This is a genomic window from Micavibrio sp. TMED2, assembly GCA_002168225.1.
GTDB lineage: Bacteria > Pseudomonadota > Alphaproteobacteria > TMED2 > TMED2 > TMED2.
Genome location: NHBH01000009.1, coordinates 564,634 through 588,670 on the forward strand (window position 1 = coordinate 564,634; position 24,037 = coordinate 588,670).

Consider the following 24,037-nt stretch of genomic DNA (forward strand, 5'->3'; position numbering starts at 1 on the left):
CCTGCAGCCCTGAGTTTTGGGCATTGCTCGTGTGTTAAATATAAAGAACCCCAGTTTCGTGGGGCTGTGTTACTACTTGTTGATGGCCGATAAAACCCTCCTTATGAAACCTGAACCGGGCTCCCTGCCTAGGTTTGTGCGTGCAGTTTGGGACCAGCCTGATGTGCTGGCCTCGACAAACTGTTATGCCTTTGCGGCCAATTCACCGGATGGACACCCCGGCACCTACGGCCCGCAGCCGGGTGATCGCCATTTCTCCTATTTACGTGAAATCACCGTCCGGGAAGTGGCCGAGAAGGCCATGACTGACGGTTTTATCGCGACCGAGGGGTGCACCAAGCCCAAGCCCGGCCATTATGTTGTTGCCCTCGCCGTGGCACCGAACAATGACTATCACTGGTATCGGCAGATGGAGGATGGCACCTGGTGGCATAAACCGGCCCCCGGCAAGGCGGTCACCAACCTTGATTACGATGGCAATGTCATCACCGACCCGCGCACCGCCAACCGGCGCAACAAGCGCTATGAGTACACCCAGTTCGGCGGCTTTTTCTATGCGCCGAATGAGGGGCTGAAGGTCGGCATTACGCCAGACCGTGAAGTACTGCGCGAATATGAGCTGCAGGAAGTTGTGGAGCTGGTTCAGCGCCAGAAGCAGCAGCGCAAGGCCAGTGCCCGCAAGCCGGTTAAGGCCGATAATGACGAGTTCCGGCGCGAACGGGCGCGGATCAACAAGCAACGTCCGCGCAACCGGCTCCATGCTTTTGCGCGTCGGGTCTGGCATCGGGCCGAGGATATGCTCGCCAAAATTCAGGGCAAGCCATTGCCCCAGCGTGCCGATCCTGATGCCCAGCTTGAGGCGCTTAGCGAAAGAATGGCGGAGCGAGCCCGTGCGGCTGATCGTCATCGTCGCAGTGCCGAGTTGAAGGAAATCAAGGAGTTGATTACCTTTCAGGAACAGCGTGCAGCAGAGGGCTTCCGCCCAACCGAAGCCGATCTCAAGGTCAAGTTGAGCCGCCAGAAAGGCCAGCGTCACTCGCACTCGGTTGCTGCCGATGTGCAGAATGGTTATCTGCGCTGGACGCCGGTAAGTCGTACCGCCCCGGCGGATAAACCACAGCCAGCTGCACCAACCGGCGAGGTCAAGCGTAAGCCAACCCCCGATGGCGGCGATATCGTGGTGCCGGTGACGGAGAAAAATACCCCCCGACCATAACAGGCCATGGCCTGATGATGTCTGAAGCCGGTGCTTGTGATTAGATGCTTATGATCAGATGCTTATGATCAGCGCAGGCCTGGAATAATCAGCTTTGGCCCGTCAGCGGCAGGGGCCGGTGTGGCCGGTTTCGGCAGGGTAATCCCCATGGCAGCGAAATCCGGTTTGCGCAGATTGATGGCTAGCGCCTGATCCAGCTTGGCGGCCGTATCGGGGAAACGCTCGATCAGCGCCGTTACTGTCTGTTTGTCTTCAAGGGCCGTAACGGTCTGCTGCCTGAGGCCCTGATATTGGGCATCGCCGAGATCGCCGCGGGTGGCAAAATCCGCAATATTGCTGGTTGACTGTGCCTTGGCAGAAATCTCGATATCCATGGCGATTTGCGCCACCGGGTCCTGCCAGTCGCGGCTCCCGCGATAACCGCTGCCTAGCGCCTTGCCATAAATGCTGTGGACCAGCTCGCTCTGATCGGCGGGTTTGCTGGCGGCGATGATCATGGCCGCATTCTTGTCCCCGGTGGGCTGGCCCTCAAGCCAGTTAGCAACCGTATCGCGGGCTACCACCAGTTGTTTCAGTTCGGCATGGTCAGTGAGGTCAACCCGTGGCTGGCCATCATCCGTAACATTGACAGTAAGTGAGCCGTCAGGCGTATCGCCATTGGCGAACAATGCCTTGATATCGCTTTTCAGCTTCCGGTGCTGGTCGGCAAACCGGGCAATATTGTCGGCCAGATGCGGATCGGTGAGAACCTTCTGCAGGCTGGTGACCGCTTCCAGTTCGGCATTGATGTTGGTGGTGATGAGCACACCGGCGGCAGCGGCGGCGGCACCCTGTGCCGTACCGGGCAGGATGATCTGGCCCTTGTCGCTCATCCCCGGCTGGGCGATATCGGTTGCGCCATCTGGTTGCATCAGGGCGGTAACGGCCTGCCGCGCCAATTGCTGCCGCGCCTCCGGCTCTTTCACCTTGTTGATCTGGTTGCCGATATCGGCCAGTGGCCATGTGTCCTTCAGTACCGCCAGCGCCTGATTGAGGCCCGGACGGATGGTGTTCTCAAGCGCCAGATGATGGGCGAGGCTGTCCAGTGGTGCGGTGCCATCGGCCTTTGGCTTGGCGGTGACTGTATCGCGGGCTGTCTCTACCGTGCGGGTCAGGGGCGCGAAGAAGCCATCGACACTTTGCCGGTTGAGATCGGTGAGCAGGCTCTTGAGGCTGCTGGTCTCGTGCTCCATCTGGCCAGTGGTGAGGCTGGGGGCGGCGCTACGCAAGCCATCAATCGCCTTGGTCAGGGCATCGAGCTTAGGTGCATCCTTGAACAGCAGCGGATTGGGCATGACCAGCAGCTTCTGGTCACGACGGGCAAATCGCCCGGCAGAAGACAGCAACTCATCAACTGCTTTCTGGGCGGTGGGGCCATCGGCGATCAGCGCCGTATACTGGTTGGTCGGCTCCGGTTGCCGGAGGTCGCCGAGCAGCCATTGCTGAACCGTTTTGGCGCTCTCCATGATCGCATATTCATGGTCCTGATTGAGGCGCATCTCGTCGGTGTCGCCGCGCAGGGTATCAATCGCCCGGCTGAGTTCGGTCAGCGCCTGATCCAGTTTGCGCATGCCGGAATCCGTGCCCTTATAAGCATCGGCGACGTTATAGCGGCTATCCGTGGGGCTGGACGCCGTTGTATCAGTGAAGGATGTGCGGGCGGCGGCGGTTGGCTGCGGGGAGAGGGCCATGCTGATATTCTTCTGGTTTCGTGTTTTCTGTCATGCGGTAATCTGATGACAGCTATGTTAATCTAGTGGCCTTCGATGAAAGTCTGAACGCGACCATGATTTGTTTGATGAGGATGTGATTGCCGAACAGATCAAAACAGTCCGATGACCTTGCCCTGTTGAAACGCTGTATCAACGAGGGGCGGCTGTTCGCGCGGCATCAGCGCATGGCCCAGATTGGTGCGCTGGCGGAAGACGGCATCGACCGGGCGGCGTTCTCGGTCGAGGATCTGGCCAGCCGCTCGATGATCGTGAACTGGGCGGAGGATCGCGGCTTCGAGGTCTATCTCGACGAGATCGCCAATCTCTCGATCCGCCGACCGGGTCGGGATCGTGAGGCCCCGCCCATCGTTATCGGCGGCTATATCGACACCTCGACCGATGGTCATGCCTATGAGGGATTGGTCGGTGCCCTGATCGGGTTGGAGGTTCTGGAGGCGCTGGAGGAAGCCGATCTCACAACCGAACGATCGGTGGAAATGACGGTCTGGAGCAATACTCAGGGTGAACGCTTCGGCCCACCCCTGATGGGTGCGCAGATCAAGGCCGGGACATTATCACTCGAGGCCTGTCGCGGGCTGGTCGATGATCGTGGCATCCGCCTCGATGATACCCTTGAGCGGATGTTCGAGACCTTTGGCTCGGCCCTGCCACGGTCACGCCTGACGCCGATGGCGAGCTATATCGAGCCGGCGCTGGATGCCGGGCCAGATCTTGCAGAAATGGATATGACCGTCGGGCTGGTGCGCGGGGCCGAGGCGGTCGGGGTGGTAAAGCTGCGCCTGTCCGGCAGAACCAGTCCGATTGCCAATACCAGCCGCGACCATCGGCGTGATCCCCTGACTGATGTGATCTATCTGGTGAACCAGCTTGAGGAACATATCGGCGAGATGCCGCCTTCCATGGGGCTGCGCTCGGGCATTGCTGCACTGGAGCATGATCCGTTCAAGCCCGGTACCCTGCCGGAGCGGGTGTCGCTCGACTGGGTGCTCTACTCACCGGATGATGATGTGCTGATCTCGCTGTTGGAAGAGGCGGAATCGCTGGTGCTTGGTGCCGATATTGCCAGCGTACTGAATTGCGATGCTGTGGTTTCCCGCACGGCGCGCGATTTTGATGACGGCTTGCTGGAACAGGTGAGCAAGCTGGCGCGGCAGGACAGCCTGCGCTTCAGGACCATGACCATCGGGCGGCCCTGCAATGCCTCTGTGCTCAGCGGTGCCGGTATTCCGACCGCCATGATACTGGTGCCCAACCGGCGGTTTCTCGGCGTTGATGCCCTGCGCTCTGTTGCCAAGCCGGACATTGGCCATGCCGCAAGGCTGATTGCGGCGCTGGCCTATCAGCAGGCGACGGAATAACTGTCAGGCAGGTATGTTGCTTAGCGACCGGCAGCGATTGATTGCTGCTGGATAACAGCGGCAGGTGCATTCGCGACCACTGGCATCTGATCCTCGATCAGGCAGTCCAGACGCTCGCGGGTGATCTTGGACAACTCGGCCAGAGCAGTAATCCGCTCGAGCTGTGACGGGTTGTCCAGACGGCGGTTCATGCTGGCCAGCGTTTCGGTAGCGCTGCTGGTTTTGCAGAAGCACAGGAACGGATAACCGAACTTGTCTTTGTAACCTTCATTCACGCTGCGCGCAGCTTCCTGCTGCTCCGGTGAGAAGCGGCGGAAATACAGGCCACCCTTGCGGTGCTCAAGGTCCGGCTGGCGGGCGAGCAGTTCAAGCTGGTCCTGTTTGCAGGCACGGTCAATGACCGCGATCATGGCGCGATGCAGGGATTCAATGTCCCGGAACGGAGCAGCAGCCCAAGCGCGCTCGGCAATCCATGGATCATCAAGTTCCTCAAAAACCGGAGCGATTGCCGCGATGAAATCATCCTTTGGCATCCGGTTCAGTTTCGCGATTGATAATGTAGACACCATAGGGTGCTGCATTTTTAATCTCCAGGTTAGGCAATAAGCCGCTTCAAGATCCGTGCCAGCATGTTCCTGACGAACCGGATCACATCCAAGTCCACCAAGGAATTCGTTTTCAGGCAATCGAGATCAGGCAAACTTCGTCAATTTATCGGCGCATTGGTGTTTCGAATATTCGAAACCTTACAATGGCTTGGCCTGAACCGCCGTGTTGTTCCCAACACAATGAGCAATTATGCCAATGGTTTGTTAACAGGCCGTTAATCAGTTTGCGAAAAGGAAAGTACGCATCTGATTCGGAAGCATCAAGGGAAATGACCAAGCAAAATTTGCAGGGCTGATAGGACAATAGTCGCAATCCCCATCACAGCCGCGGCAAACAACAGGTTGGGGCTGATCATCAGTCGCCAGGCTGGTACACGGAACAGCCCTGCGCAGACCACAACGCTCATCGAGGAAACCGAGCACATGGTGCCGACCGACCAGCCGGTCAGGGCAACGCCCATCAGGATGACATCATGGAGTGGTTGCGGTCCGCCGGTAAGGGCTGCCAGCAGAATTGCGGTCGGGATCATCGGATGAATGCCGATCATCGAGGGCAGGAAGCTGGTCAGGATCAGTGCCAGAATGGCGAGCGGTGCCGGAATGCTGCTGACCACGTCGCGGATAACATCGGCGGTGACCTCAATATGCCCGGCCAGTGTCGCCAGCGTAATGGCGGCCACGACAATCAGCAGGTCATCATAGCTGGTGGCCATGCGTCCGGTCGCGGTTTGCCAGATACGCTTGACCGCCGACCGTTCAAACCGGCAGAGCGCAAGGCACAGCGGCGGGACAATAAGAATGATCGTCTCCAGCGATGACAGCGGGGTACTGACCGCGATCAGCACGACGGTCAGCCCCAATATGGCGAGGCCGGGGGCGATTGGTGCCAGTGCGTGAACCCCGGCGACCCAGCCGGGCTGATTGCCTGTGCCACGCTGTTTGGAGCCGCCGAAAAACAGGATGCTGACCACCAGCGATGCCATAGCGGTAATCAGCCCGACCGGCATGATCTGGATCAGGCTGACCGAGGGCAGATAGGCGCTGGCCAGTGCCATGGCGACAAAGAACGGTGACCAGAGCGGGGCCAGATTCATGCCGCGCAGGGCCGAGAGTGCGAAGCGGCGGCGCTCTGCCTCATCCGCCTTGTCATTCAGTACGGCTGCCATGACCGGAAAACTGCCGGTATTGAGTACCGCACCGAAGGCATGCGCGCCGAGCGTGATGCCATCGCTGCGGCTGCCGGCGGGCAGGCGGGCAAATTTGCGCTGGCTCAGCCGGACCCGCGGCTGTGACTGGGCCGAGGCCCGCAATATATGCAGGGTCGGCAGGAAGGCGGCGAACAGCATGGAGCGTACCAGCCCGGTCTCCATATCCGTCCAATGCGCTGTGCCGGTCGCCATAATGATAATGCCGAGAATGACCGCGATCGAGGCCACGGCCAGACTGGCGCGGCGCACCAGTGGCACGCTGACCAGCATCAGAAGCAGCAGGCCGATGGCGCCAATCGGCCTGATCAGCTCGACCAGCGCCGGGGCGGGGCGCAGGATGATCAGGCAAACCTCCAGAAACCAGAGGGCAAAGAACAGGGTTTTTGCAGTCAGTCTGAAGGCTTGTTTCACATTGGCGCCACTGGTTCAGGCATAGATTTCCCGGTACAGGTCGACGATTTCCGAGGCGGTCGGGACGCGGGGATTATTGTTCGGGCTGCCACTGGCGAGTGCCTGCTGGGCCATGGTTTCCATCAGGCCCTGATAACGCTCTTCATCAATGCCGTAATCGGCGGGTGTCGGCACTTCCAGATCCTTGTTGAGAGTACGCAGACCCTCCAGCAGCTTTGAGCCAGCAACCTGATCGGCATCGCCGGTCTCAGCCCAACCCATGGCCCGGGCACAATCGGCATAGCGTGGCAGGGCAGCGTTGAGCGAGAAGCTGGTGACGGCGGGCAGCAGCATGGCGTTGGACAACCCATGCGGCACATGGAAATGGGCTCCGATCGGGCGGCTCATGCCATGGACGAGTGCTACGGATGCGTTGGAGAAGGCCATCCCGGCGAGATTGGCGGCGAGCATCATACCTTCACGCCCTGTGGGGTTTTCCGGCTCGAAACAGGCGGTGCGCAGATTGTCGGCCACCAGTCGCATGGCCTGCAGCGCCAGCATGTCGGTATAGGCGCTGGCCTTGCGGCTGACATAGGCCTCGATGGCGTGGGTCAGGGTATCGACACCGGTATCAGCGGTCAGGCGGAACGGCTTCTTGAAGGTGAGGGTATAGTCGACGATCGCGGCGGTCGGTACTGCGGCCAGCCCCATGATCAGCATCTTCTCATCAGTATCCGTATCGGTGATGACGGTGAACTTGGTCACTTCGGAGCCAGTACCGGCGGTGGTCGGGATGCAGATTACCGGCAGGGCCGCCATATCCGCGCTGTTCGGCACCTTCCAGTCGCGCATGATGCCGCTGCCACCGGCTGATCGTGCGGCGTGCAGGATTGTCATCGCCTTGGCAGTATCCATCGGGCTGCCGCCGCCGAAACCGATCAGACAGTCGAAATCATTAGCCATCATCAGATCAACCCCGGCATAGACCACATCGGTGGTCGGATCGGGCACCGTATCCTTGAAAATGGTGACACTGATACCTGCCTCACCGAGCGGGCCGGTCACGCGTTCCATCAACGGGCTGTCGGCCATAAAGGGATCGGAGACGATCAGCGGGCGGCTGACGCCCAGCCGCTTCAGCACTGTCGGCAGTTCGGCGGTGGTATTCGCACCGATCAGCAGTTGCTGCGGGCCAAGGATGGTGACTGACATTGGGCTATCTCCTTCAAACCTATTTATAATTCTTTGGGCGTGAAATTAAGCGGTGGCGCATGGCTTGCATAGTATTTTGATGATGTGAGGCAATAAGCCGTCATATCCTGTTCGGTGAATCTGGAAAGTTGCTGGTATAGTGGGTGGACCATGACCTTTACGCTGATTGCCATTGACCGGGAAACAGGAGAACTGGGTATTACCAGTGCCAGTTGCTGGCCTGCGCTTGGCGGTCTCGTGCCGCGGTTCCGGCCCGGCGTCGGTGTGGTGGCAACCCAGAATTTCTCGAATCTGATGATGGCGGAAACCATGCTTGATGAGCTGGCACGGTTGCCCGCCGGGGATCATCCGGGGCATCTGGGTGCCAGTATCTCCAGCTTCAAGCCTGCGGTCAGGCAATATGGGTATGCAACGTTCCGTGGGCACCTGTTCGGCTGGACCGGCGATGAGTGTACCGGCATCAAGGGCCATCTGGCAGATGACCAATGTGTTGCCATCGGCAATACCCTCGCCAGTGAGGATGTCCTCTCTGCTATGGTTGAGCGCTTTACTTCGACCCGTGGGCCGCTTGCTGACCGGTTGCTCAGTGCCCTGATGGCCGGGCAGGCAATGGGCGGTGATGCGCGTGGGCCGATGGCGGCTTGCCTGAATGTCTGGTCGCCGAATTATCCTGATGGGGATGAGTGCCCGATTGATTTCCGGGTCGATCTGCATGATGCGCCGGTACAGGCGTTGACCGAAATCATGACCGAATACCGGGCCCAGCCGCGTCCGATGGTCTGGCGGCCTGATCCGATCACCATTGATGATAAGAAATGCCCGCGCATCAAGCCGGTTTCCGAGTAGGGAAGGGACGGCATGACACGCGGGCGCTTTATTCTATGCGCTGTGCGCGGATAGCTTACTTCATCGTTGGCATGACGAACTCAGCACCCGAACGGATTCCGGTCGGCCAGCGTGAGGTGATGGCTTTCTGACGGGTATAGAAGCGTACGCCTTCCGGCCCGTGCATGTGGTGATCGCCGAACAGTGACCGTTTCCAGCCGCCGAAGCTGTGGAAGGCCATCGGGACAGGGATCGGCACATTGACGCCGACCATGCCGATATTGCAGCGGCGGGTATATTCGCGCGCCGCATCACCGTCACGGGTAAAGATCGCGGTGCCGTTGCCATATTCGTGGTCGTTGACCAGCTTCAGCGCCTGTTCGAAATCATCGGCGCGAACCACCGACAGCACCGGGCCGAAGATCTCTTCCTTATAGATGGTCATGTCCGGGGTGACGTTGTCGAACAGACAGCCGCCGAGGAAATGGCCTTTCTCATAGCCCTGCATGGTGAAGTCACGGCCATCGACGATCAGGTCGGCACCTTCCTCGACGCCCTTGTTGACGTAACCGAGGACTTTTTCGCGGTGTTCGCGGGTCACCAGCGGGCCCATTTCGACCTCTTCATCCATGCCGGGACCGATTTTCAGGTTGCGAACCTGTGGTGCCAGTTTCTCGACCAGCCGGTCGCCCGCATCGCCGACGGTGACGGCAACCGAGATCGCCATGCAGCGCTCACCGGCCGAGCCATAGCCCGCACCCATGAGGGCATCGACCGCCTGATCAATATCGGCATCAGGCATGACGACCATGTGGTTCTTGGCACCGCCGAGGGCCTGTACGCGCTTACCGGTCGAAGTGCCGGTGGTGTAGATATATTCGGCAATCGGAGTAGAGCCGACGAAGCTGACTGCCTGTACGGTCTCGTTATGCAGTAGCGCATCGACCGCTTCCTTGTCGCCATTGACGACATTGAAGACACCGTCCGGCAGGCCGGCTTCCTTGAGCAGTTCGGCAAGACGGATGGCGACGCTCGGATCGCGCTCGGATGGCTTGAGGACAAAGCTGTTGCCGGTGGCAAGCGCCATCGGGAACATCCACATCGGCACCATGGCCGGGAAGTTGAACGGGGTGATGCCGGCAACCACGCCAAGCGGTTCACGGGTGGTCCAGGCATCGACGCCGCCGCCGACCTGCTCGGTATATTGGCCTTTGAGCAATTCCGGGATGCCGCAGGCATATTCAACGACCTCAAGGCCGCGAACAACCTCGCCCATGGCGTCAGAGACGGTTTTGCCGTGCTCGATGGTGATCATCTCGGCGAGCTGGCGGTGATTGGCTTCGACCAGTTCCCGGAACTTGAACATGACGCGGGCCCGGCGCAGCGGGGTTACCTCACGCCATTCCAGATAGGCGTGATGGGCGATCTCAACCGCCTTATCGACCTCGGCTTTGGTGGCCAGATCAACCTTTGCGACCGGTTCGCCGATGGCCGGATTGAACACATCCTTCTGGCGGCCGGATGTTCCGGCAATCACTTTGCCATCAATCCAGTGACTTACTGTGCGTGACATTCATTCCTCCGTGTAAAGATTCGCTTATTATTGTTTTTGCTGTTGGTTCAGATGGGCAGCATTAGTCAATGTTGCGACAGACGGGTCAATATATTTGTGCACAAACTGTTGTCGCAGCCAGTCTCTCAAAAAGGCCGGCTTTTGCTCTGCGAAGCCAGTCTTTCCTTGGTTTTTGACCTTCCCTTCCCAATGGTTTCAGCGGCATTTGAGCACATCTTGAGCCGTCATTCGAAAAAAAATCCGTGCTGCGCTGCACCATGTTCAATGCTTGATGATGCTCGAAAATTCGGGTAGTGACCGAAACCAAGAAATTGTTTTTGTACAAAGTGTCTCGTACGTAACCAAAGAAGACACAAGGGACAGAAGCAATCACAAAAACAGAGGTTTATAGCCGGTAATGCCGGTTAAAAATCCTGTCGGCCAGTGACGGTCCGGTTGCTGGTATGTCGACCAAAGAGCAGGGAGGTCTTTATAGCTCATGGTTAATTTCCGTAAATTGATTGGCGGCGTTGCAGCTGCTGCACTCATCGGTGCAATGGCAATGACTGTTGCACCACAAGAAGCTCAAGCGAAGAAAGTTCGCTGGGCTGTCCCGATTTCATTCGCGTCTACCCTAACCGCTCTTGGCGATACCCTTCCCTGGGTTGCCGAGCGCATCAACGAAGTTTCCGGTGGCGACATCACCTTTGAAGTCTTTGAACCAAACAAGCTGGTTCCGGCTCTCGGCATTTATGATGCTGTTTCTGAAGGTAAAATTGACGCGGGCTACTCATGGATGGGTTATGAGCAGGGCAAACTGCCTGCTTCTGCACTGTTCGGTGCTACCCCGTTCGGTCTCGAAACCGATCAGTTCGCTGCCTGGATGTACTTCCATGGTGGTGACGATCTGCTGAAAGAGCTGTTTGCCCCACACAATGTTCGTCCGATCCTGTGCGGTTCCATCAGCCCAGAAGCTGCCGGTTGGTTCAAGTTCCCGGTTGAGAGTGTAGACCAGTTCAAAGGTCTGAAATTCCGCGCTGCCGGTCTCGGTGGCAAGATCATGCAGGAAATGGGCGCTTCTGTGACCGTTCTTCCTGGTGGTGAGCTTTATCAGGCCCTTGAAAAAGGCGTTCTTGATGGCACCGAATTCTCGCTGCCAACTGTTGATAAGCAACTGGGCTTCAGCCAGGTCGCGAAATTCTATCACCTGCCAGGTTGGCACCAGCCTTCAACCAACCAGTTCCTCTATGTGAACACCAACAGTTGGGACAAGCTGGACGATACCCAGAAAGCACAGATCGAGACCACCTGCATGGCCGGTACCATGTATGCAATCTCACGGGCTGAAGCTCTGCAAGGCGCTGTCCTGAAAGAGTTCCAGGATGACGGCGTGACTGCGGTTCAACTGCCGAAAGATGTTCTGAGCGCTCTGCAGGAAGCAACCAATGTTGTACTTGATCGGGAATCTGAAAAAGATCCGATGTTCAAGAAGATCATCGACAGCATGCGTGCTTTCCAGGAAGAGAACCGCGATTGGAAAAATCTCGGCTATCTGCCACGTGACTTCGGTACTGAATAAGTAAGTATTCCGGTTCAACCTTAGTAAGAAGGATTGCTTCAGTGGCCGCTGATATTTCTGCTGAGCTACCCACTGGTCAATCGCAAGATAACAACCCGGCCGCCAATGAAGCGGCCGGGTTTGTTCTGCCAACGACCATGATTTCCCGGTTTCTTGACGGCATTCTCGACAAAATTGGCCATATTGCGTCGTGGATATGGATAGTCTTGGTCGGCGTGATCCTCTTTCAGGTCATACTGCGCTATGTCTTCAATCAGGGCTCGATCATGCTTGAGGAAGTGCAGTGGCACATGTACGCCGTCGGTTTCATGATCGGCCTGTCATATGCGATCGTGCATGATCGACATGTCCGCATTGATCTGCTTTATGAAAAATTTCCCCCCGGACTGAAGGCATGGATCGATGCTCTCGGTATTTTGCTGCTGCTGATGCCATTTCTCGTCTTTGTCATGTGGCATGCAGTTCCGTTTGTTGTCGATTCCTATGAATCCAACGAAGTGTCGGTTGCCCCTGATGGGCTGCCATATCGCTTCGCAATCAAGAGCTTCATCATCATCGGTTTTGCAATGATGATCCTTGCCGCATTCTCACGTCTGACCCGGGTTTGCGCATACATCATCGGCTGGCGTGCGACGCCCGAGGAAATACAGGCCGCCATGGCTGGTATTACAAAAGTCGAGATGCCGGAAGACCCGATAAATCACGACAAGGATGGAGCGTTCGGCTGACCGATCGGCTTTGTCTTTTATTTAAACCGCATGTGTGGGCATGACTGCCTGCCTTGTTATTCAGCATTGTTACAGGCGTTACGCCTTCGGAATTCGATCTCATGGAACAGTATGAAATTATCGTCGTCGTGATGCTTACGACGTTTATTCTGACGCTGTTTACCGGTTTCCCGGTGGCCTGGCTGCTCGGTGGACTGTCGTTCATTTTTGCCGGTATCGGTGTCTATGGCGCAGAGTTCTATGACCTTGATACCTACTTCATGAATGACTGGTCGCGGTTTGCGAACATAGTCCAGCGTGTCTGGTCCCAGATGGAAAACTGGGTGCTGGTTGCCCTGCCCATGTTCATCTTTATGGGATTGATGCTGGAGCGCTCCGGCATTGCGGAAAACCTGATGCAGAAGTTCATTCAGGTATTCGGTCGCTTCCGTGGTGGTCTGGCGCTGGCGGTTGTGGTGATCGGCATCCTGCTGGCTGCCTCAACCGGTATTGTCGGTGCGTCGGTTGTCCTGCTGGCAGTTCTGTCCATGCCGATCATGCTGCAGCAGAACTATTCCAAATCATTTGCCTCGGGTGTCTGTGCCTCCGCCGGTACGCTGGGCATTCTGATCCCGCCATCAATCATGCTGGTGATCATGGCCGATCAGCTCTCGCTGTCGGTTGGTAACCTGTTCATGGGGGCGCTGATCCCCGGTGTTCTGCTCGGTCTGCTCTATATCGCCTATATCCTCATCGCAGCGAACGTCAAACCTGATCTGGCTCCGGCACCAAAGGATTTGCCGCCGATAAGCGGTAAACTGATCGGCGAAACCCTACTTGCTGTTGTTCCGCCGATTGTCCTTATTCTGGCTGTTCTGGGCTCAATTTTTGCCGGTATCGCGACGCCGACGGAAGCGTCTGGTATCGGTGCGTTCGGTGCCACCATACTGGCGCTTGCCAACAAGAAATTAAGCTGGAAGGTACTGGACGAGGTCGGGCGTCAAACCATGCTGACCACCGCCTTTATCTTTGGTATTTTCCTTGGCGCCAGTGCCTTTGCGCTGTCCATGCGCTGGCTCGGCGGCGACTCCTTTATTGAGCACTTGCTGACCAGTCTGCCGCTGCCGGATATTGGTATTGTCGTGTTCATCCTGTTCCTTGCCTTCCTTGCTGGCTTCTTCCTCGACTGGCTGGAAATCACCCTGATCTTCCTGCCGCTGATGGCACCGGTTATTTCGGGCCTTGACTTGGAGATTCTCAATCTGACCGGGGAAGACCAGCTCTACTGGTTCGTGGTGTTGTTTGCGGTCAGTCTGCAGACCTCGTTCCTGACCCCGCCGGTCGGTTTCTCGCTGTTCTATCTCAAGGGCGTCGTGCCACCGGGTGTGACCACGGTCGACATCTACAAGGGCATCATCCCGTTCGTCTTGTTGCAGCTTCTGGCGATCACGCTGGTGTTCTTCTTCCCGAAACTCGTGCTGTGGTTGCCCGAATTGGCATATGGCTAACGTCTTTGACGTTGAACCTGCCGCCCGGCCTGACTAAAACCTGATTTGGGCATCAACCTGGCGACAGGTTGTCCCCTTCACATGGGCGACTTTTCCCGTCACCATATTCTGACCTGCTGTTTAGAAAGCCATCTCCCCAATGACGCTTATCGCTGGATTGCCTGACCGCCAACAAATCGCCGAACTGAGCGCGCGCACGCTGCTCGAGATCGAGGCGGTACTGTTTAACGCTGACGAGCCGTTCACCTTCACCTCCGGCAAGAAAAGCCCGGTCTATATCGACTGCCGCAAGATTATTGCCTTCCCGCGTGCCCGGCGCCTGCTGATGGATTTCGCGCTGGCCAATCTGGTGCGCGAGATCGGTGTCGAGAGCATTGATTGCATCGCCGGTGGCGAGACCGCGGGTATCCCGTTTGCCGCCTGGCTGGCTGATCGCCTCGACCTGCCCATGTGCTATGTGCGCAAGGAGCCGAAGGGCTTTGGCCGCATGGCGCAGATCGAGGGTGATCTGGCCGAAGGTGCCCGTACTCTGCTGGTTGAGGATCTGACCACCGATGGCGGTTCCAAGGTCCGGTTTGTCGAGGCGCTGCGCAAGGCCGGTGCCGAGGTGAATGATACCTTTGTCATCTTCCATTACGGCATTTTCGATGCCAGCCTCGATACCATGGCCGAGCTGCAGCTGCGCCTGCATTCGCTGACCACATGGTGGGATGTGCTCAAGGTTGCGCGCGATGACAAATGGCTGCCGAGCAAAACCGTTCAGGTGGTCGAGGATTACCTCAAAAATCCGGTTGGCTGGTCCGATGCCCATGGCGGCAAGAAGGACTGATTGATTATCTGACGTGACTATCTGACCGGCGATAGCCGTCAGGCATTTAGCGGCTTGGGCTGGTGATTTCCGGCTCAAGCCGCATTTTCATGGACAGCAGCTGCAGCAGGTCGCGCATGGAGACCAGGCCGACAAACTCCTGCTCCTGCATGACGATCAGATTGGCCTCGCCGGATTGGCGCATCCGCTCAATGGCATCGGCAGCATCGGTCTGCGGGTCGATAATCACGTCCGGCGTGATCGGCGTGAGATAGTCGCTGACCGTCTTCCACGGCCATTGCCGCCGGTCGGTACCGTGAATTGAATCCACCGAAATCTGCCCGACCAGATGATTGTCCTTCAGCACCGGAAAGGTCTTCAGATAGTGCTGGTAGACATAGCTGTCGACAAATTCCTCGATCGTGGTGTCGGGCGAGACGGTGACCACATTATTGCGCATATAACGGCTGACCGGATGGCCGGTGAACAGGTAATAGGTGGTGGCGTCCCGGACGCTGGAGCCTGCAGCATTGGTAATAAACACCGCGATCAGAAAGGCCCATAAGCCGCCGAGCACATGGCCGTGCATGACCTGAACCGTGGCGAATATCCCGATACCGAAGGCCAGCAGCGATCCGGCATGGCTGGCCATGCGGGTGGCCCAGAGGCGGTCGTGCCGCCAATACCAGAGCAGGGCGCGCAGCACCCGACCGCCATCGAGCGGAAAAGCCGGGATCATATTAAACAGGGCAAGGGCGATGTTCACGACCATCAAATAGGCAACCAGTGTGCTGAACACGGTCTGTTGCTCATAGCCGCCGATGACATCAAAACTGATGAAGAAGACGAAGGCCAATATAACTGACATTGCCGGACCGGCGAGTGCCATCAGCAACTCATGCTTGGGCACGCTGCGTTCTTCCTGCATGTCCGCGACACCGCCGAAGATCCATAGCGTGATATCGCCAATCTGCATCTGGAAATACTTGGCAACAAGGGCGTGGCCGATCTCGTGCATGATGATGGAGAAGCAGAGGCCCAGCAGGCCGAGGACGCCCATCTGCCAGTACAGCTGGTTGTCGAGGCCGGGATAGGCGGAAGGGAAGTAATTAACCGCCAGTGTCCACATGATGAGGATCGACAGGATGAACCAGCTCACATCCACATGAACGTAAAAACCGTACAGGCGGAAGATCGTGATCCGGTATCCGAGCATACTGTCGCCATCCCATAATGTGGTCCGGGCGTCAGTATGTCCTGCAATGAGCGAATCCGAAAGTGCCATCTGGCCAGAATGCCGGTGGCTGCTTAAGAAAATCTGAATATGGGGTCAGAGCGGTAAGATAACGGTTACCTGCAAGCCGCCATGTTCGCTATCGCCGAGCAGTACGTCACCGCCATGCCGCCTGACAATGTCGCGGGTAATGGTCAGGCCGAGGCCGACACCACCGGTTTCCACATTCCGGGACGGATCGAGCCGGAAGAACGGCTTGAACACTTCCTCATGCTTGTCTTCGGGGATACCGGGGCCGTCATCGTCAACCGTGATGATCACCCGGTGATCGCCTTCCTGCATGGCGACCCAGCACTGTTTGCTGTAGCGCCCGGCATTGGTGATCAGATTGGTCAGGGCCCGGCGCATGGCAACCGGGCGTACGGGCAGGATAATGCCGGACTGCAGATCGGCGGTGATGCTTGCGCCCTCCCGGCGGCAGTCGCTGATGATTGTGCCGAGCAGCACTGACAGGTCGGTCGGCTGTGTTTCCTCACCAGCCTCGCCACGGGCGAAGGCAAGATAGCCCTCAAGCATGGTTTCCATTTCGGCCAGATCGGTCTGCAGGTCTGTGGTCTCCTCATCGCTCTCCATCATGGCAAGCTGCAGCTTCATCCGGGTCAGCGGCGTGCGCAAATCATGGGAGACACCGGCCAGCATGGCGGTGCGCTGTTCGATCTGGCGGGTCAGGCGGTCACGCATGACCAGAAAGGCAAGGCCAGCCTGTCGAACCTCATCGGCGCCTTCCGGCTTGAACGGCTGTTCCTGATCACGGCCTTTGCCGAACGCTTCTGCTGCCGAGGCAAGGCGGCGGATCGGGCGTATCTGGTTGCGCATGAACACAATGGCGATCGAGAACAGCAGGATTGACGAGCCGATCATCCAGATCATGAAGACGTAAATCGTCGAGCTGAAAAAGCGCCGGAGCGGGGCGATGACACGCAGCACACCATTATCCAGCTGGATGCCGATCTCGACCCAATCCTTGGCAAACCATGGATCAACCCGGAACGGATGCGGGATGCGTTCGGACAGGGAACGGGTAAGCCAGCGCCGGAGATAGGGGTCCCACCACTCCCGTGGTCGGGTCGGGTCGAGGGTTGCCCCTTCCTCAAAGGAAATCAGCAGGGCAGTCGTATCCGCCGTCAGGTCGAACAGTCGGGCACGGTTCTCCGGGCTGTTGTCCCGCTCCAACTCACCGAGCACGAGAGCAATTTCCCCGGCCACGGCCTTGGACAGTCGTTCGGAAATCGTGTCCCAATGACGATTGTAGAAAACCACGGTGGCGATTAGCTGGACCAGCACAACCGGTGTTACGATGATCATCAGGGAGCGCCCGAACAATGTGCGCGGCAACAGCTTTTTGATCAGACTGCGTGAGCGACGACGTGCGCTGATAGCATGCTCATAATAGCTGTAGTCGCGTTGCTGCTCCGTTTGACCGGTTACGCCTGAAGCAGACGCAGGTCGGCTCGGGCTCTTACTCTTTTGCGCTGTAGGATCGTTAGTCGCCTGGGCGGAGGACATAGCCTTCTCCCCTCACGGTCATCAGATGGCGCGGGTTGCGCGGGTCGATCTCGACCTTACGGCGCAGGCGGTTCATCTGAACATCAATGGTGCGGGTATTGCCGGCCAGATCGCTGCCATCGGTCAGATCATCGCGGGTGACAATCTCCCCCGGCGTTCTGGCCAGTGCCTTCAGCAATCTGGTTTCGGCCTGGGTCAGGCGGACCGTCTCGGTATCGCCGATCAGTTCCTCCCGCTCCGGGTTGAACACCCACGGGCCGATCTTCAGTGGTCCTTCCACGGCCTGCTTGACCTCGATGACCGGTGCTGCGCGGCGCAGGATCGAGTGGATGCGCAGCAGCAGTTCCTTCGGCTCAAACGGCTTGGGCAGGTAATCATCGGCACCGGCCTCGAGGCCATCGATCCGGTCTTCCGGTTCGGCACGTGCGGTCAACAGCAGGATCGGCAAATCCTGATGCGCCGGGGACAGGTCTTTCGCCTGTCGGATCGAACGGGTCAGTTCGGTACCATCCTCGCCGGGCATCATCACATCCAGCACCGCGAGGTCAAAGCTCAGCCCCTCGAATTTTCGCCGTGCCTGTTCGGCGCTCTCTGCCGTAGTGACGCGAAAGCCGTTCTCGCCCAGATAGCGACTCAGCAGCTTGCGCAGGCGGGTATCGTCATCGACAACGAGGATATGGGGGATGTCAGCAATATCGGTCACGGCGCGTTCCATCCGCACATCTTATCAGCGATTACCCGCTGCGGTCCGGGTTTTGTCCAGCATCTCTGCCGGGGCACGCTCCTCATCGAAGCGCATCCGGTCATCATCGGCAATGATGCCGAGCAGAACCTTGCGGAAACCCTCGACCGCATCGGCACCAGCAGCGCTGAAGGCCTCGGCAAACCGTTGCTTCTGCACAGCGGTCAACCGTCGCTCCAGATCCCTGCCTTTGTCGGTCAGGTGCAGCAGTCGCAACCGCCGGTCATGAATCCCGGTTTTTTGTTCAACGAAATCCTGACGCACCAGCTCCGACAGCACCCGTGACAGGGATTGCTTAGTTATGCGTAGAATCGATAGCAGCTCTGTCACATTGATGCCGGGATTCCGGCCGATAAAATAGAGTGCCCGGTGATGCGCGCGACCCAAACCAATTTCCGCAAGAATTTCATCGGGTTTACCGGTAAAGTCACGGTAGGCGAAGAACATCATCTCGATGCCACGACGCAGATTTTCCTCACGGAGGAAGAGGGGATCGGCTGGGGAAGATATGTCAGTCATGTTGACAGTTTTCTAGGTGAATGTTACTCGATTAGACCATAAGAGAGACATAAAATAACAAACTGGAAACAAAAACCATGTCATTAGTTTCATTTGACGATCGGGACGGCCATATCTGGATGAACGGCCAGATGGTGCCATGGCGCGATACCAAAGTGCATGTGCTCTCACATGCGCTCCATTATGGCAGTTCCGTCTTCGAAGGCGAACGCGTTTATAGCGGTGAAATCTTCAAATTGACCGAACACAGTGAGCGTCTGGTCAAATCGGCTGAGATTATGGACATGAAAATTCCGTATTCAGTCGCTGAAATCGATGCTGCCTGTAAGGAAGTCATCGCCAAGGCCGGGATCGTTGACGGCTATGTGCGGCCGGTGGCCTGGCGCGGTTCGGAAATGATGGGTGTGTCAGCCCAGAAGAACACCATCCACCTCGCGATTGCCGCGTGGGAATGGCCGAGCTATTTCGACCCTGCTGCCCGCATGCAGGGCATCAAGCTGAAGACCAGCCCATGGCACCGCCCGGCACCGGATTGTGCCCCGGTAAATGCCAAGGCGGCTGGCCTGTACATGATCTGCACCCTGTCCAAACATGCGGCAGAGCGTGAAGGCTTCCATGATGCGCTGATGCTCGACTATCGCGGTCAGGTATCAGAGGCAACCGGTGCCAATATCTTCTTCGTCATGCCTGACGGCAAGCTGCATACGCCAAAGCCCGATTGCTTCCTCGACGGCATTACGCGCCGCACGGTGATCGATATTGCGAAATATCGTGGTCTTGAGGTGGTCGAGCGCGCGATCATGCCGGACGAGATTGCCCAGGCATCTGAAATCTTCCTGACCGGTACCGCAGCCGAGGTTACCCCGGTGGGCGTGATCGACACCATGACCTTTACTCCCGGTGCGGTCTGCCAGATGCTGATCGATGATTATGCCAATCTGGTCAATCGCTCACCACTAGGTGACGTCAGCACCCTTGGTGCCGTCGAGCATCCGGCAGTGGCGACCGCCTGAGCGCGCTATAAGACCTGATCTGATTTTGAGCCGGGTGGCATGGTTTCGCCCGGCTCTTTTTTATGCGGTTTTGGCAGGCGTGTCGTAGATCGCCTCGTCATGCCATGTGGTGCGGTATGGGCGCCCGCCATGGGCGGCTGCAGCACGGGTGAAGGCGAGAAGTTTGTCATGGAGCTGGTCGGCCAGCGCCCGTTGGCTCTTATGCACCATGGCGACCAATTCCAGCGAGGTGGTGAATGGCTCGTCATTATGGTTGGGCCAATGCGGGCGGCTCCGATCCAGAGGCGCTGATTTCACCACATCGATATTCTGGTAGTAATCGAGATCATGCGCTGCCATGAACCCGGCGGCATCCTGTGCCAGCTCAATGATCCGGGCTAGGTTCCTGCGTCCGGCATAGACCACGCAGGGGATCATGAAGAAGTCGTCCCGCCCGTAATATTCCACATCATCCTGCGCCCGGAAATTCGGCACCTTGCGGTCGAGCGGGATAATATCCGTGCCGATCAGGATATTCTGCCGCTCGGCCTTGGGTTGGTTTGAGTTGTAGATAAGATGAATATTCTCAATCTGTTGCGCGGTCTTGTCGAGACGCACGATGCAGCCTTCCGGCAGGTTGTCGTCACGCTTCAGGAAGAAGTCGAGTATGCCGTCGAGCCGATCCAGCGGCAGCGGCTCCGTATTGCGGAAAATCGCATGGGTGGCCGGTTTCGGCTCAATCGCAATGTCCACATCCCAGATCAGCCCGGCCTGCCCGGCGCCACAGAGCGTGCGGTAGAACTGTTCGCTGTCCTGATCCGCGCTGCATGACATTTGCTCGCCGTTTTCGGTGATGACAGTCATGCGCTTCACAAACTGTGCGAGGATGCCTTTCGAGGCGGATTCCGCACTGATGCCACCCACCGACAAAACCCCGCCCAGGCTTGAACCGCGCAGGGTCGGGGCGATCCGCAGGTGCCAGACCCGCATGGAGGCCGCCTCCAATGTGCCGAGCATGGTCGTGATCCGATCCCGGTATTCCGGTCGGGCGAGATCGGTGAGCAACCCGGTCAGTTCCTGCGGCTGAATGCCGTCATCCTTGAAATAGTAGATACGGGTCTGGGTGGTATCGGTGTGGAAATCGGGCAGCAACCCCACGGCATAGAATCCGACATCATTGAAGCGCCGGTCAAGATCGTGGAACCGCTGACACTCCGTGTCACTGACGCCGGATATCTCAGGATAGCGCAGGGTGTCCGCCAGCCAAACCGTATCAAAGCCACTGTAATCCACGAGGTAGATTTTGATCTCTGACTCGCCGTCATAGACATTGATCCCAAACGCGTCGCATTTGCTGTGCTGCTCAAGGGACTGCAGCAGGCTGCCGGTCGGTTTGCTGAACGGCGTGCCATCGGTTCCAGCGATCACCGCTGCCAGCTTGTCGAATGCGCCGGTCGCGTCATTCGGTGTGACGGTGAAATAGCTTTTATAGAAGACCGGCCCATCGAACCGCTTCTGACCGAAGGCGAGATAGGAATCAAAGGCCAGCCCGTCGATCCCGTTGAGTGCCTTGTTCACGCTATTGAATACCGGCAGCGCGCCGCAACGTTCAGCAGCCCGTCCTTGGGTGATCCGTACCAGTCGCGGATCGGATTGCGCCGGGTAGAAATTATAGGTGATGCCATCGACCAGCCCGTTGGGATTGAAGCTCAACCCGCCGCTGTTGATATGGGTGTTTTCGCTAGCAAAATCGGTATGTGCGGCAAGGGCGGGCGACATGAGGTCGAGCGACACCAGTTCCTTGCCGATATCCTGCATCCAGCCGCTGATATGAGTATTGGTCAGCAGACCATTTCCCATATGGGCATCAGAAAAGCAAAGCCGCGCCATTATATCTCCTGCACCGGTGGCATCCGTTGATCATACAGCCTCTCGCCGGTGATGAACATAGCGACACCGTTGATATTGAAGATGAAACAGCAGGCATGAAAAAGCCGGTTCGGGAGTGTCGCCCGGACCGGCTGGTTCAGTTTTATCGTAATGAATAGCCTTCAGCCTTATGCGGCGACCGTGATCTTGCTGTCGATGGTCAGGCCAGCCTGCAGGGTCTGGAGCACCACGCAATAGCGCTCGGTCAGTTTCAGCAGGGTCGCGATCTGCTCATCATCGGCGGTGGTGTCGAGTTCAAAGGTCAGGCGAATATCGCGGAAACCAACCGGGGCTTCCTTGTCCACGCCGAGGGTACCGCGGAAGTCGAGGTCACCTTCAGCCTTCACCTTGCCGCCCTTGACCGGCAGGTCGAGCGCGGTGGCAACGGCCTTCAGGGTCACACCGGCACAGGCGACGAGCGCTTCGAGCAGCATATCGCCGGAGCAGGCGCTGAGGCCATTACCGCCGGTTGCCGGGTGCAGGCCGGCTTCCACCAGTGCCTTGCCGGTGTCGATCTTGCAGACGATCTTGTCGCTGTCGAGCTCGCCATCGGCTTTCAGGGTGATGACCGCGCTGTCGGGATCATCCTTGTATTGTGATTTCAGCGGAGCCTGTAGCTCACGCAACGCGTCGGACTGCATCTTTATCTCCTGATGTTGCCGTATCGGTCTGGCTGTTCCGGGCACTGCCCTGGGCCAGCATGTCGAGAATGGTGCGACGAAGCTGTTGCTGCCCCGGTGCACTCGGGTTGCGGGGACGGCGCTGGCTGACCATAACCTCGCCAACGATCCGACCCGGATTGGCGCCCATTACCACGATCCGGTCGGCAAGGGCCAGTGCCTCGTCGATATCATGGGTCACCATGATGGTGGTGAATTCATGCTCCTTCCACAGGCCGAGCAGCAATTCATGCAGATCGGCGCGGGTCAGGGCGTCAACGGCAGAAAACGGCTCGTCGAGCAGCAGCAGTTCCGGTGCCTGTACCAGCGCGCGGGCGATGGCGGCACGCTGGGCCTGACCACCGGACAGCTGGCGTGGCCATGACTTGCCCTTGTCGCCGAGGCCGACCTCATCGAGGATCGCCTGAATGCGGGTCGAGCGGGTTTCCTTGTCCACGCCCTTGAGGCCGAAGCCGACATTCTCGGTCACCCGCCGCCATGGCAGCAGGCGCGGTTCCTGAAACACGATGCCGACCTCGTCCCGTGGCCGGTTGATGGCGGTGCCGTCGAGGCTGAGATTGCCGGTGGTCGGCTGGTCGAGGCCAGCGATCAGGCGGAGCAGGGTGCTCTTGCCGCAACCGCTGCCGCCGAGCAGGCAGATAAATTCGCCTGGTGCCACGGCAAGGTCGATGCCCTTGAGGGCCTGTACCGTGCGGCCTTTATCGAGGTTGAACTGGCGGCTGACGCCGGAGATGAGGAGGCTCATTTTTCTGGTCCTTCACGAAGTAAATCTGTTCAGCGCCCTTTGGCGGACTGGAAATCATCCTGCCACGACAATAGGGGGCGGCTGAGGCCGGCAAGCAGCCAATCCGAGGCCTTTCCAAGGCAGGCGAAGAGGAAGATGGCGGCAATGATGGTCTGGGCACGACCGGTCATCTGACCGTCAATCAGCAGGAAGCCGAGGCCCTCGCTGGCCCCCATGAATTCGGCGGCAACCACGAACATCCAGCCGAGGGCAAGGCCGTTGCGCAGGCCGGTGATATAGGATGGCAGTGCGCTCGGCAGCAGGATGCGCCAGATCATGGCAAATGCAGACAGGCGGTAAACCCGGCCAACCTCAACCAGCTTCCGGTCAGCACCATGAATGGCGGTGGACAGACCGAGATAGACCGGGAAGAACGCACCGACGGCAATCAGCAGGACTTTCGGCGCTTCAAAGATACCGAACCACAGGATGAACAGCGGTACCCAAGCGATTGACGGGATCGACCGCAGGGCCTGAATGGTCGGGTCGATGGCATTGAAGGCACGCGGCGCATAGCCGGTGATGGCGCCCAGAACCGTGGCGGCCACGGCACCGGCGGCAAAGCCGACCGCAACCCGCCAGACGGTTGCCAGTACATGCATGTCGAGGTCCTGATTCTCCCAGAGATAGGCAATCTCGTCGGCAACCGCACTTGGCGGTGGCAGCAGCAGGGCATCGATCCAGCCCCAATTTGCCGCCCCTTCCCAGAGTGCCGCGATCAGTACCGGCAGCAGCAGCGGTTCAATCCAGCGGAAGGACGGGATGCGAAAGCCGGTCTTCTTGCGGGTTTCAGCGCCGGTCAGCGCATTGTCAGCAGCAATCGAACTCATCTTCCTGTTACCTTTCAA

21 protein-coding genes are annotated in these 24,037 nt (G+C 58.2%); 8 read left to right on the forward strand and 13 right to left on the reverse strand.

Translation table 11 applies throughout. From position 1 onward, the window contains the following. Positions 1-136 precede the first annotated feature (136 nt). Positions 137-1,216, forward strand: coding sequence for a hypothetical protein (locus CBB62_14315; protein ID OUT39537.1), 1,080 nt, complete (start codon positions 137-139; stop codon positions 1,214-1,216). 68 nt (positions 1,217-1,284) lie between these two features. Here the strand turns inward: CBB62_14315 and CBB62_14320 are convergent, their stop codons facing one another. Beyond that, the gene (locus CBB62_14320) at positions 1,285-2,946 is read right to left on the reverse strand and encodes a hypothetical protein (protein OUT39538.1); all 1,662 of its coding nucleotides are present in this window, start codon (positions 2,944-2,946) and stop codon (positions 1,285-1,287) included. 158 nt (positions 2,947-3,104) lie between these two features. On the opposite strand from CBB62_14320, the gene CBB62_14325 reads away from it, so the two are divergent. Beyond that, positions 3,105-4,346 carry a hypothetical protein gene (locus CBB62_14325; GenBank protein ID OUT39539.1) on the forward strand — a complete coding sequence of 414 codons (1,242 nt, stop codon included), beginning with the start codon at positions 3,105-3,107 and terminating at the stop codon, positions 4,344-4,346. A gap of 20 nt (positions 4,347-4,366) precedes the next feature. Here the strand turns inward: CBB62_14325 and CBB62_14330 are convergent, their stop codons facing one another. The 3 genes from CBB62_14330 to CBB62_14340 form a co-directional block, all read right to left on the reverse strand. Next, a complete protein-coding gene (locus CBB62_14330) occupies positions 4,367-4,927 on the reverse strand; it encodes a hypothetical protein (GenBank protein OUT39540.1) in 561 nt (186 codons plus the stop codon). 287 nt (positions 4,928-5,214) lie between these two features. Further along, positions 5,215-6,573, reverse strand: coding sequence for a hypothetical protein (locus tag CBB62_14335; GenBank protein ID OUT39541.1), 1,359 nt, complete (start codon positions 6,571-6,573; stop codon positions 5,215-5,217). 15 nt (positions 6,574-6,588) lie between these two features. After that, complete coding sequence (locus CBB62_14340) at positions 6,589-7,764, reverse strand: alcohol dehydrogenase (GenBank protein OUT39542.1); 1,176 nt, start codon at positions 7,762-7,764, stop codon at positions 6,589-6,591. 150 nt (positions 7,765-7,914) lie between these two features. On the opposite strand from CBB62_14340, the gene CBB62_14345 reads away from it, so the two are divergent. Beyond that, positions 7,915-8,610 (forward strand): hypothetical protein, encoded by a 696-nt coding sequence (locus tag CBB62_14345; GenBank protein ID OUT39543.1) that lies wholly within the window; start codon positions 7,915-7,917, stop codon positions 8,608-8,610. Between the two features lie 55 nt (positions 8,611-8,665). Here CBB62_14345 and CBB62_14350 read toward each other — a convergent pair whose 3' ends face one another. Continuing rightward, the gene (locus CBB62_14350; GenBank protein OUT39544.1) at positions 8,666-10,162 is read right to left on the reverse strand and encodes a methylmalonate-semialdehyde dehydrogenase (CoA acylating); all 1,497 of its coding nucleotides are present in this window, start codon (positions 10,160-10,162) and stop codon (positions 8,666-8,668) included. Positions 10,163-10,640: 478 nt separating this feature from the next. On the opposite strand from CBB62_14350, the gene CBB62_14355 reads away from it, so the two are divergent. The 4 genes from CBB62_14355 to CBB62_14370 all read left to right on the forward strand — a co-directional run bounded on the left by CBB62_14355 (position 10,641) and on the right by CBB62_14370 (position 14,764). Further along, on the forward strand, positions 10,641-11,720 hold the full coding sequence (locus CBB62_14355) for a C4-dicarboxylate ABC transporter (GenBank protein OUT39545.1): 1,080 nt from the start codon (positions 10,641-10,643) through the stop codon (positions 11,718-11,720). Positions 11,721-11,857: 137 nt separating this feature from the next. Further along, the gene (locus tag CBB62_14360; GenBank protein OUT39839.1) at positions 11,858-12,448 is read left to right on the forward strand and encodes a hypothetical protein; all 591 of its coding nucleotides are present in this window, start codon (positions 11,858-11,860) and stop codon (positions 12,446-12,448) included. 101 nt (positions 12,449-12,549) lie between these two features. Further along, positions 12,550-13,935, forward strand: coding sequence for a C4-dicarboxylate ABC transporter (locus CBB62_14365; GenBank protein ID OUT39546.1), 1,386 nt, complete (start codon positions 12,550-12,552; stop codon positions 13,933-13,935). 139 nt (positions 13,936-14,074) lie between these two features. Then, on the forward strand, positions 14,075-14,764 hold the full coding sequence (locus CBB62_14370; GenBank protein ID OUT39547.1) for an orotate phosphoribosyltransferase: 690 nt from the start codon (positions 14,075-14,077) through the stop codon (positions 14,762-14,764). A 46-nt stretch (positions 14,765-14,810) separates the two neighbouring features. Here CBB62_14370 and CBB62_14375 read toward each other — a convergent pair whose 3' ends face one another. From CBB62_14375 to CBB62_14390, 4 genes are read right to left on the reverse strand one after another with little or no spacing between them, the layout of a single operon-like run. Further along, positions 14,811-16,028, reverse strand: coding sequence for a hypothetical protein (locus CBB62_14375; protein OUT39548.1), 1,218 nt, complete (start codon positions 16,026-16,028; stop codon positions 14,811-14,813). Between the two features lie 45 nt (positions 16,029-16,073). Then, positions 16,074-17,543 carry a two-component sensor histidine kinase gene (locus CBB62_14380; protein ID OUT39549.1) on the reverse strand — a complete coding sequence of 490 codons (1,470 nt, stop codon included), beginning with the start codon at positions 17,541-17,543 and terminating at the stop codon, positions 16,074-16,076. Then, entirely contained in the window at positions 17,521-18,258 is a 738-nt protein-coding gene (locus CBB62_14385; protein OUT39550.1) for a DNA-binding response regulator, read from the reverse strand. The genes CBB62_14380 and CBB62_14385 overlap by 23 nt, the downstream gene beginning before the upstream one ends. Before the next feature lie 12 nt (positions 18,259-18,270). Further along, on the reverse strand, positions 18,271-18,804 hold the full coding sequence (locus tag CBB62_14390; GenBank protein OUT39551.1) for a MarR family transcriptional regulator: 534 nt from the start codon (positions 18,802-18,804) through the stop codon (positions 18,271-18,273). 77 nt (positions 18,805-18,881) lie between these two features. Between CBB62_14390 and CBB62_14395 the strand changes: the two genes are divergently transcribed. Next, positions 18,882-19,817, forward strand: coding sequence for a branched-chain amino acid aminotransferase (locus tag CBB62_14395; protein ID OUT39552.1), 936 nt, complete (start codon positions 18,882-18,884; stop codon positions 19,815-19,817). A 60-nt stretch (positions 19,818-19,877) separates the two neighbouring features. Here the strand turns inward: CBB62_14395 and CBB62_14400 are convergent, their stop codons facing one another. The 4 genes from CBB62_14400 to CBB62_14415 form a co-directional block, all read right to left on the reverse strand. Beyond that, a complete protein-coding gene (locus tag CBB62_14400; GenBank protein ID OUT39553.1) occupies positions 19,878-21,686 on the reverse strand; it encodes a hypothetical protein in 1,809 nt (602 codons plus the stop codon). Between the two features lie 167 nt (positions 21,687-21,853). Further along, on the reverse strand, positions 21,854-22,366 hold the full coding sequence (locus CBB62_14405; protein OUT39554.1) for a peroxiredoxin: 513 nt from the start codon (positions 22,364-22,366) through the stop codon (positions 21,854-21,856). Then, a complete protein-coding gene (locus CBB62_14410; protein ID OUT39555.1) occupies positions 22,344-23,150 on the reverse strand; it encodes a hypothetical protein in 807 nt (268 codons plus the stop codon). Before CBB62_14410 ends, CBB62_14405 begins: the two co-directional genes overlap by 23 nt. 29 nt (positions 23,151-23,179) lie before the next feature. Further along, the gene (locus CBB62_14415) at positions 23,180-24,019 is read right to left on the reverse strand and encodes an ABC transporter permease (protein ID OUT39556.1); all 840 of its coding nucleotides are present in this window, start codon (positions 24,017-24,019) and stop codon (positions 23,180-23,182) included. Between the last annotated feature and the right edge of the window lie 18 nt (positions 24,020-24,037).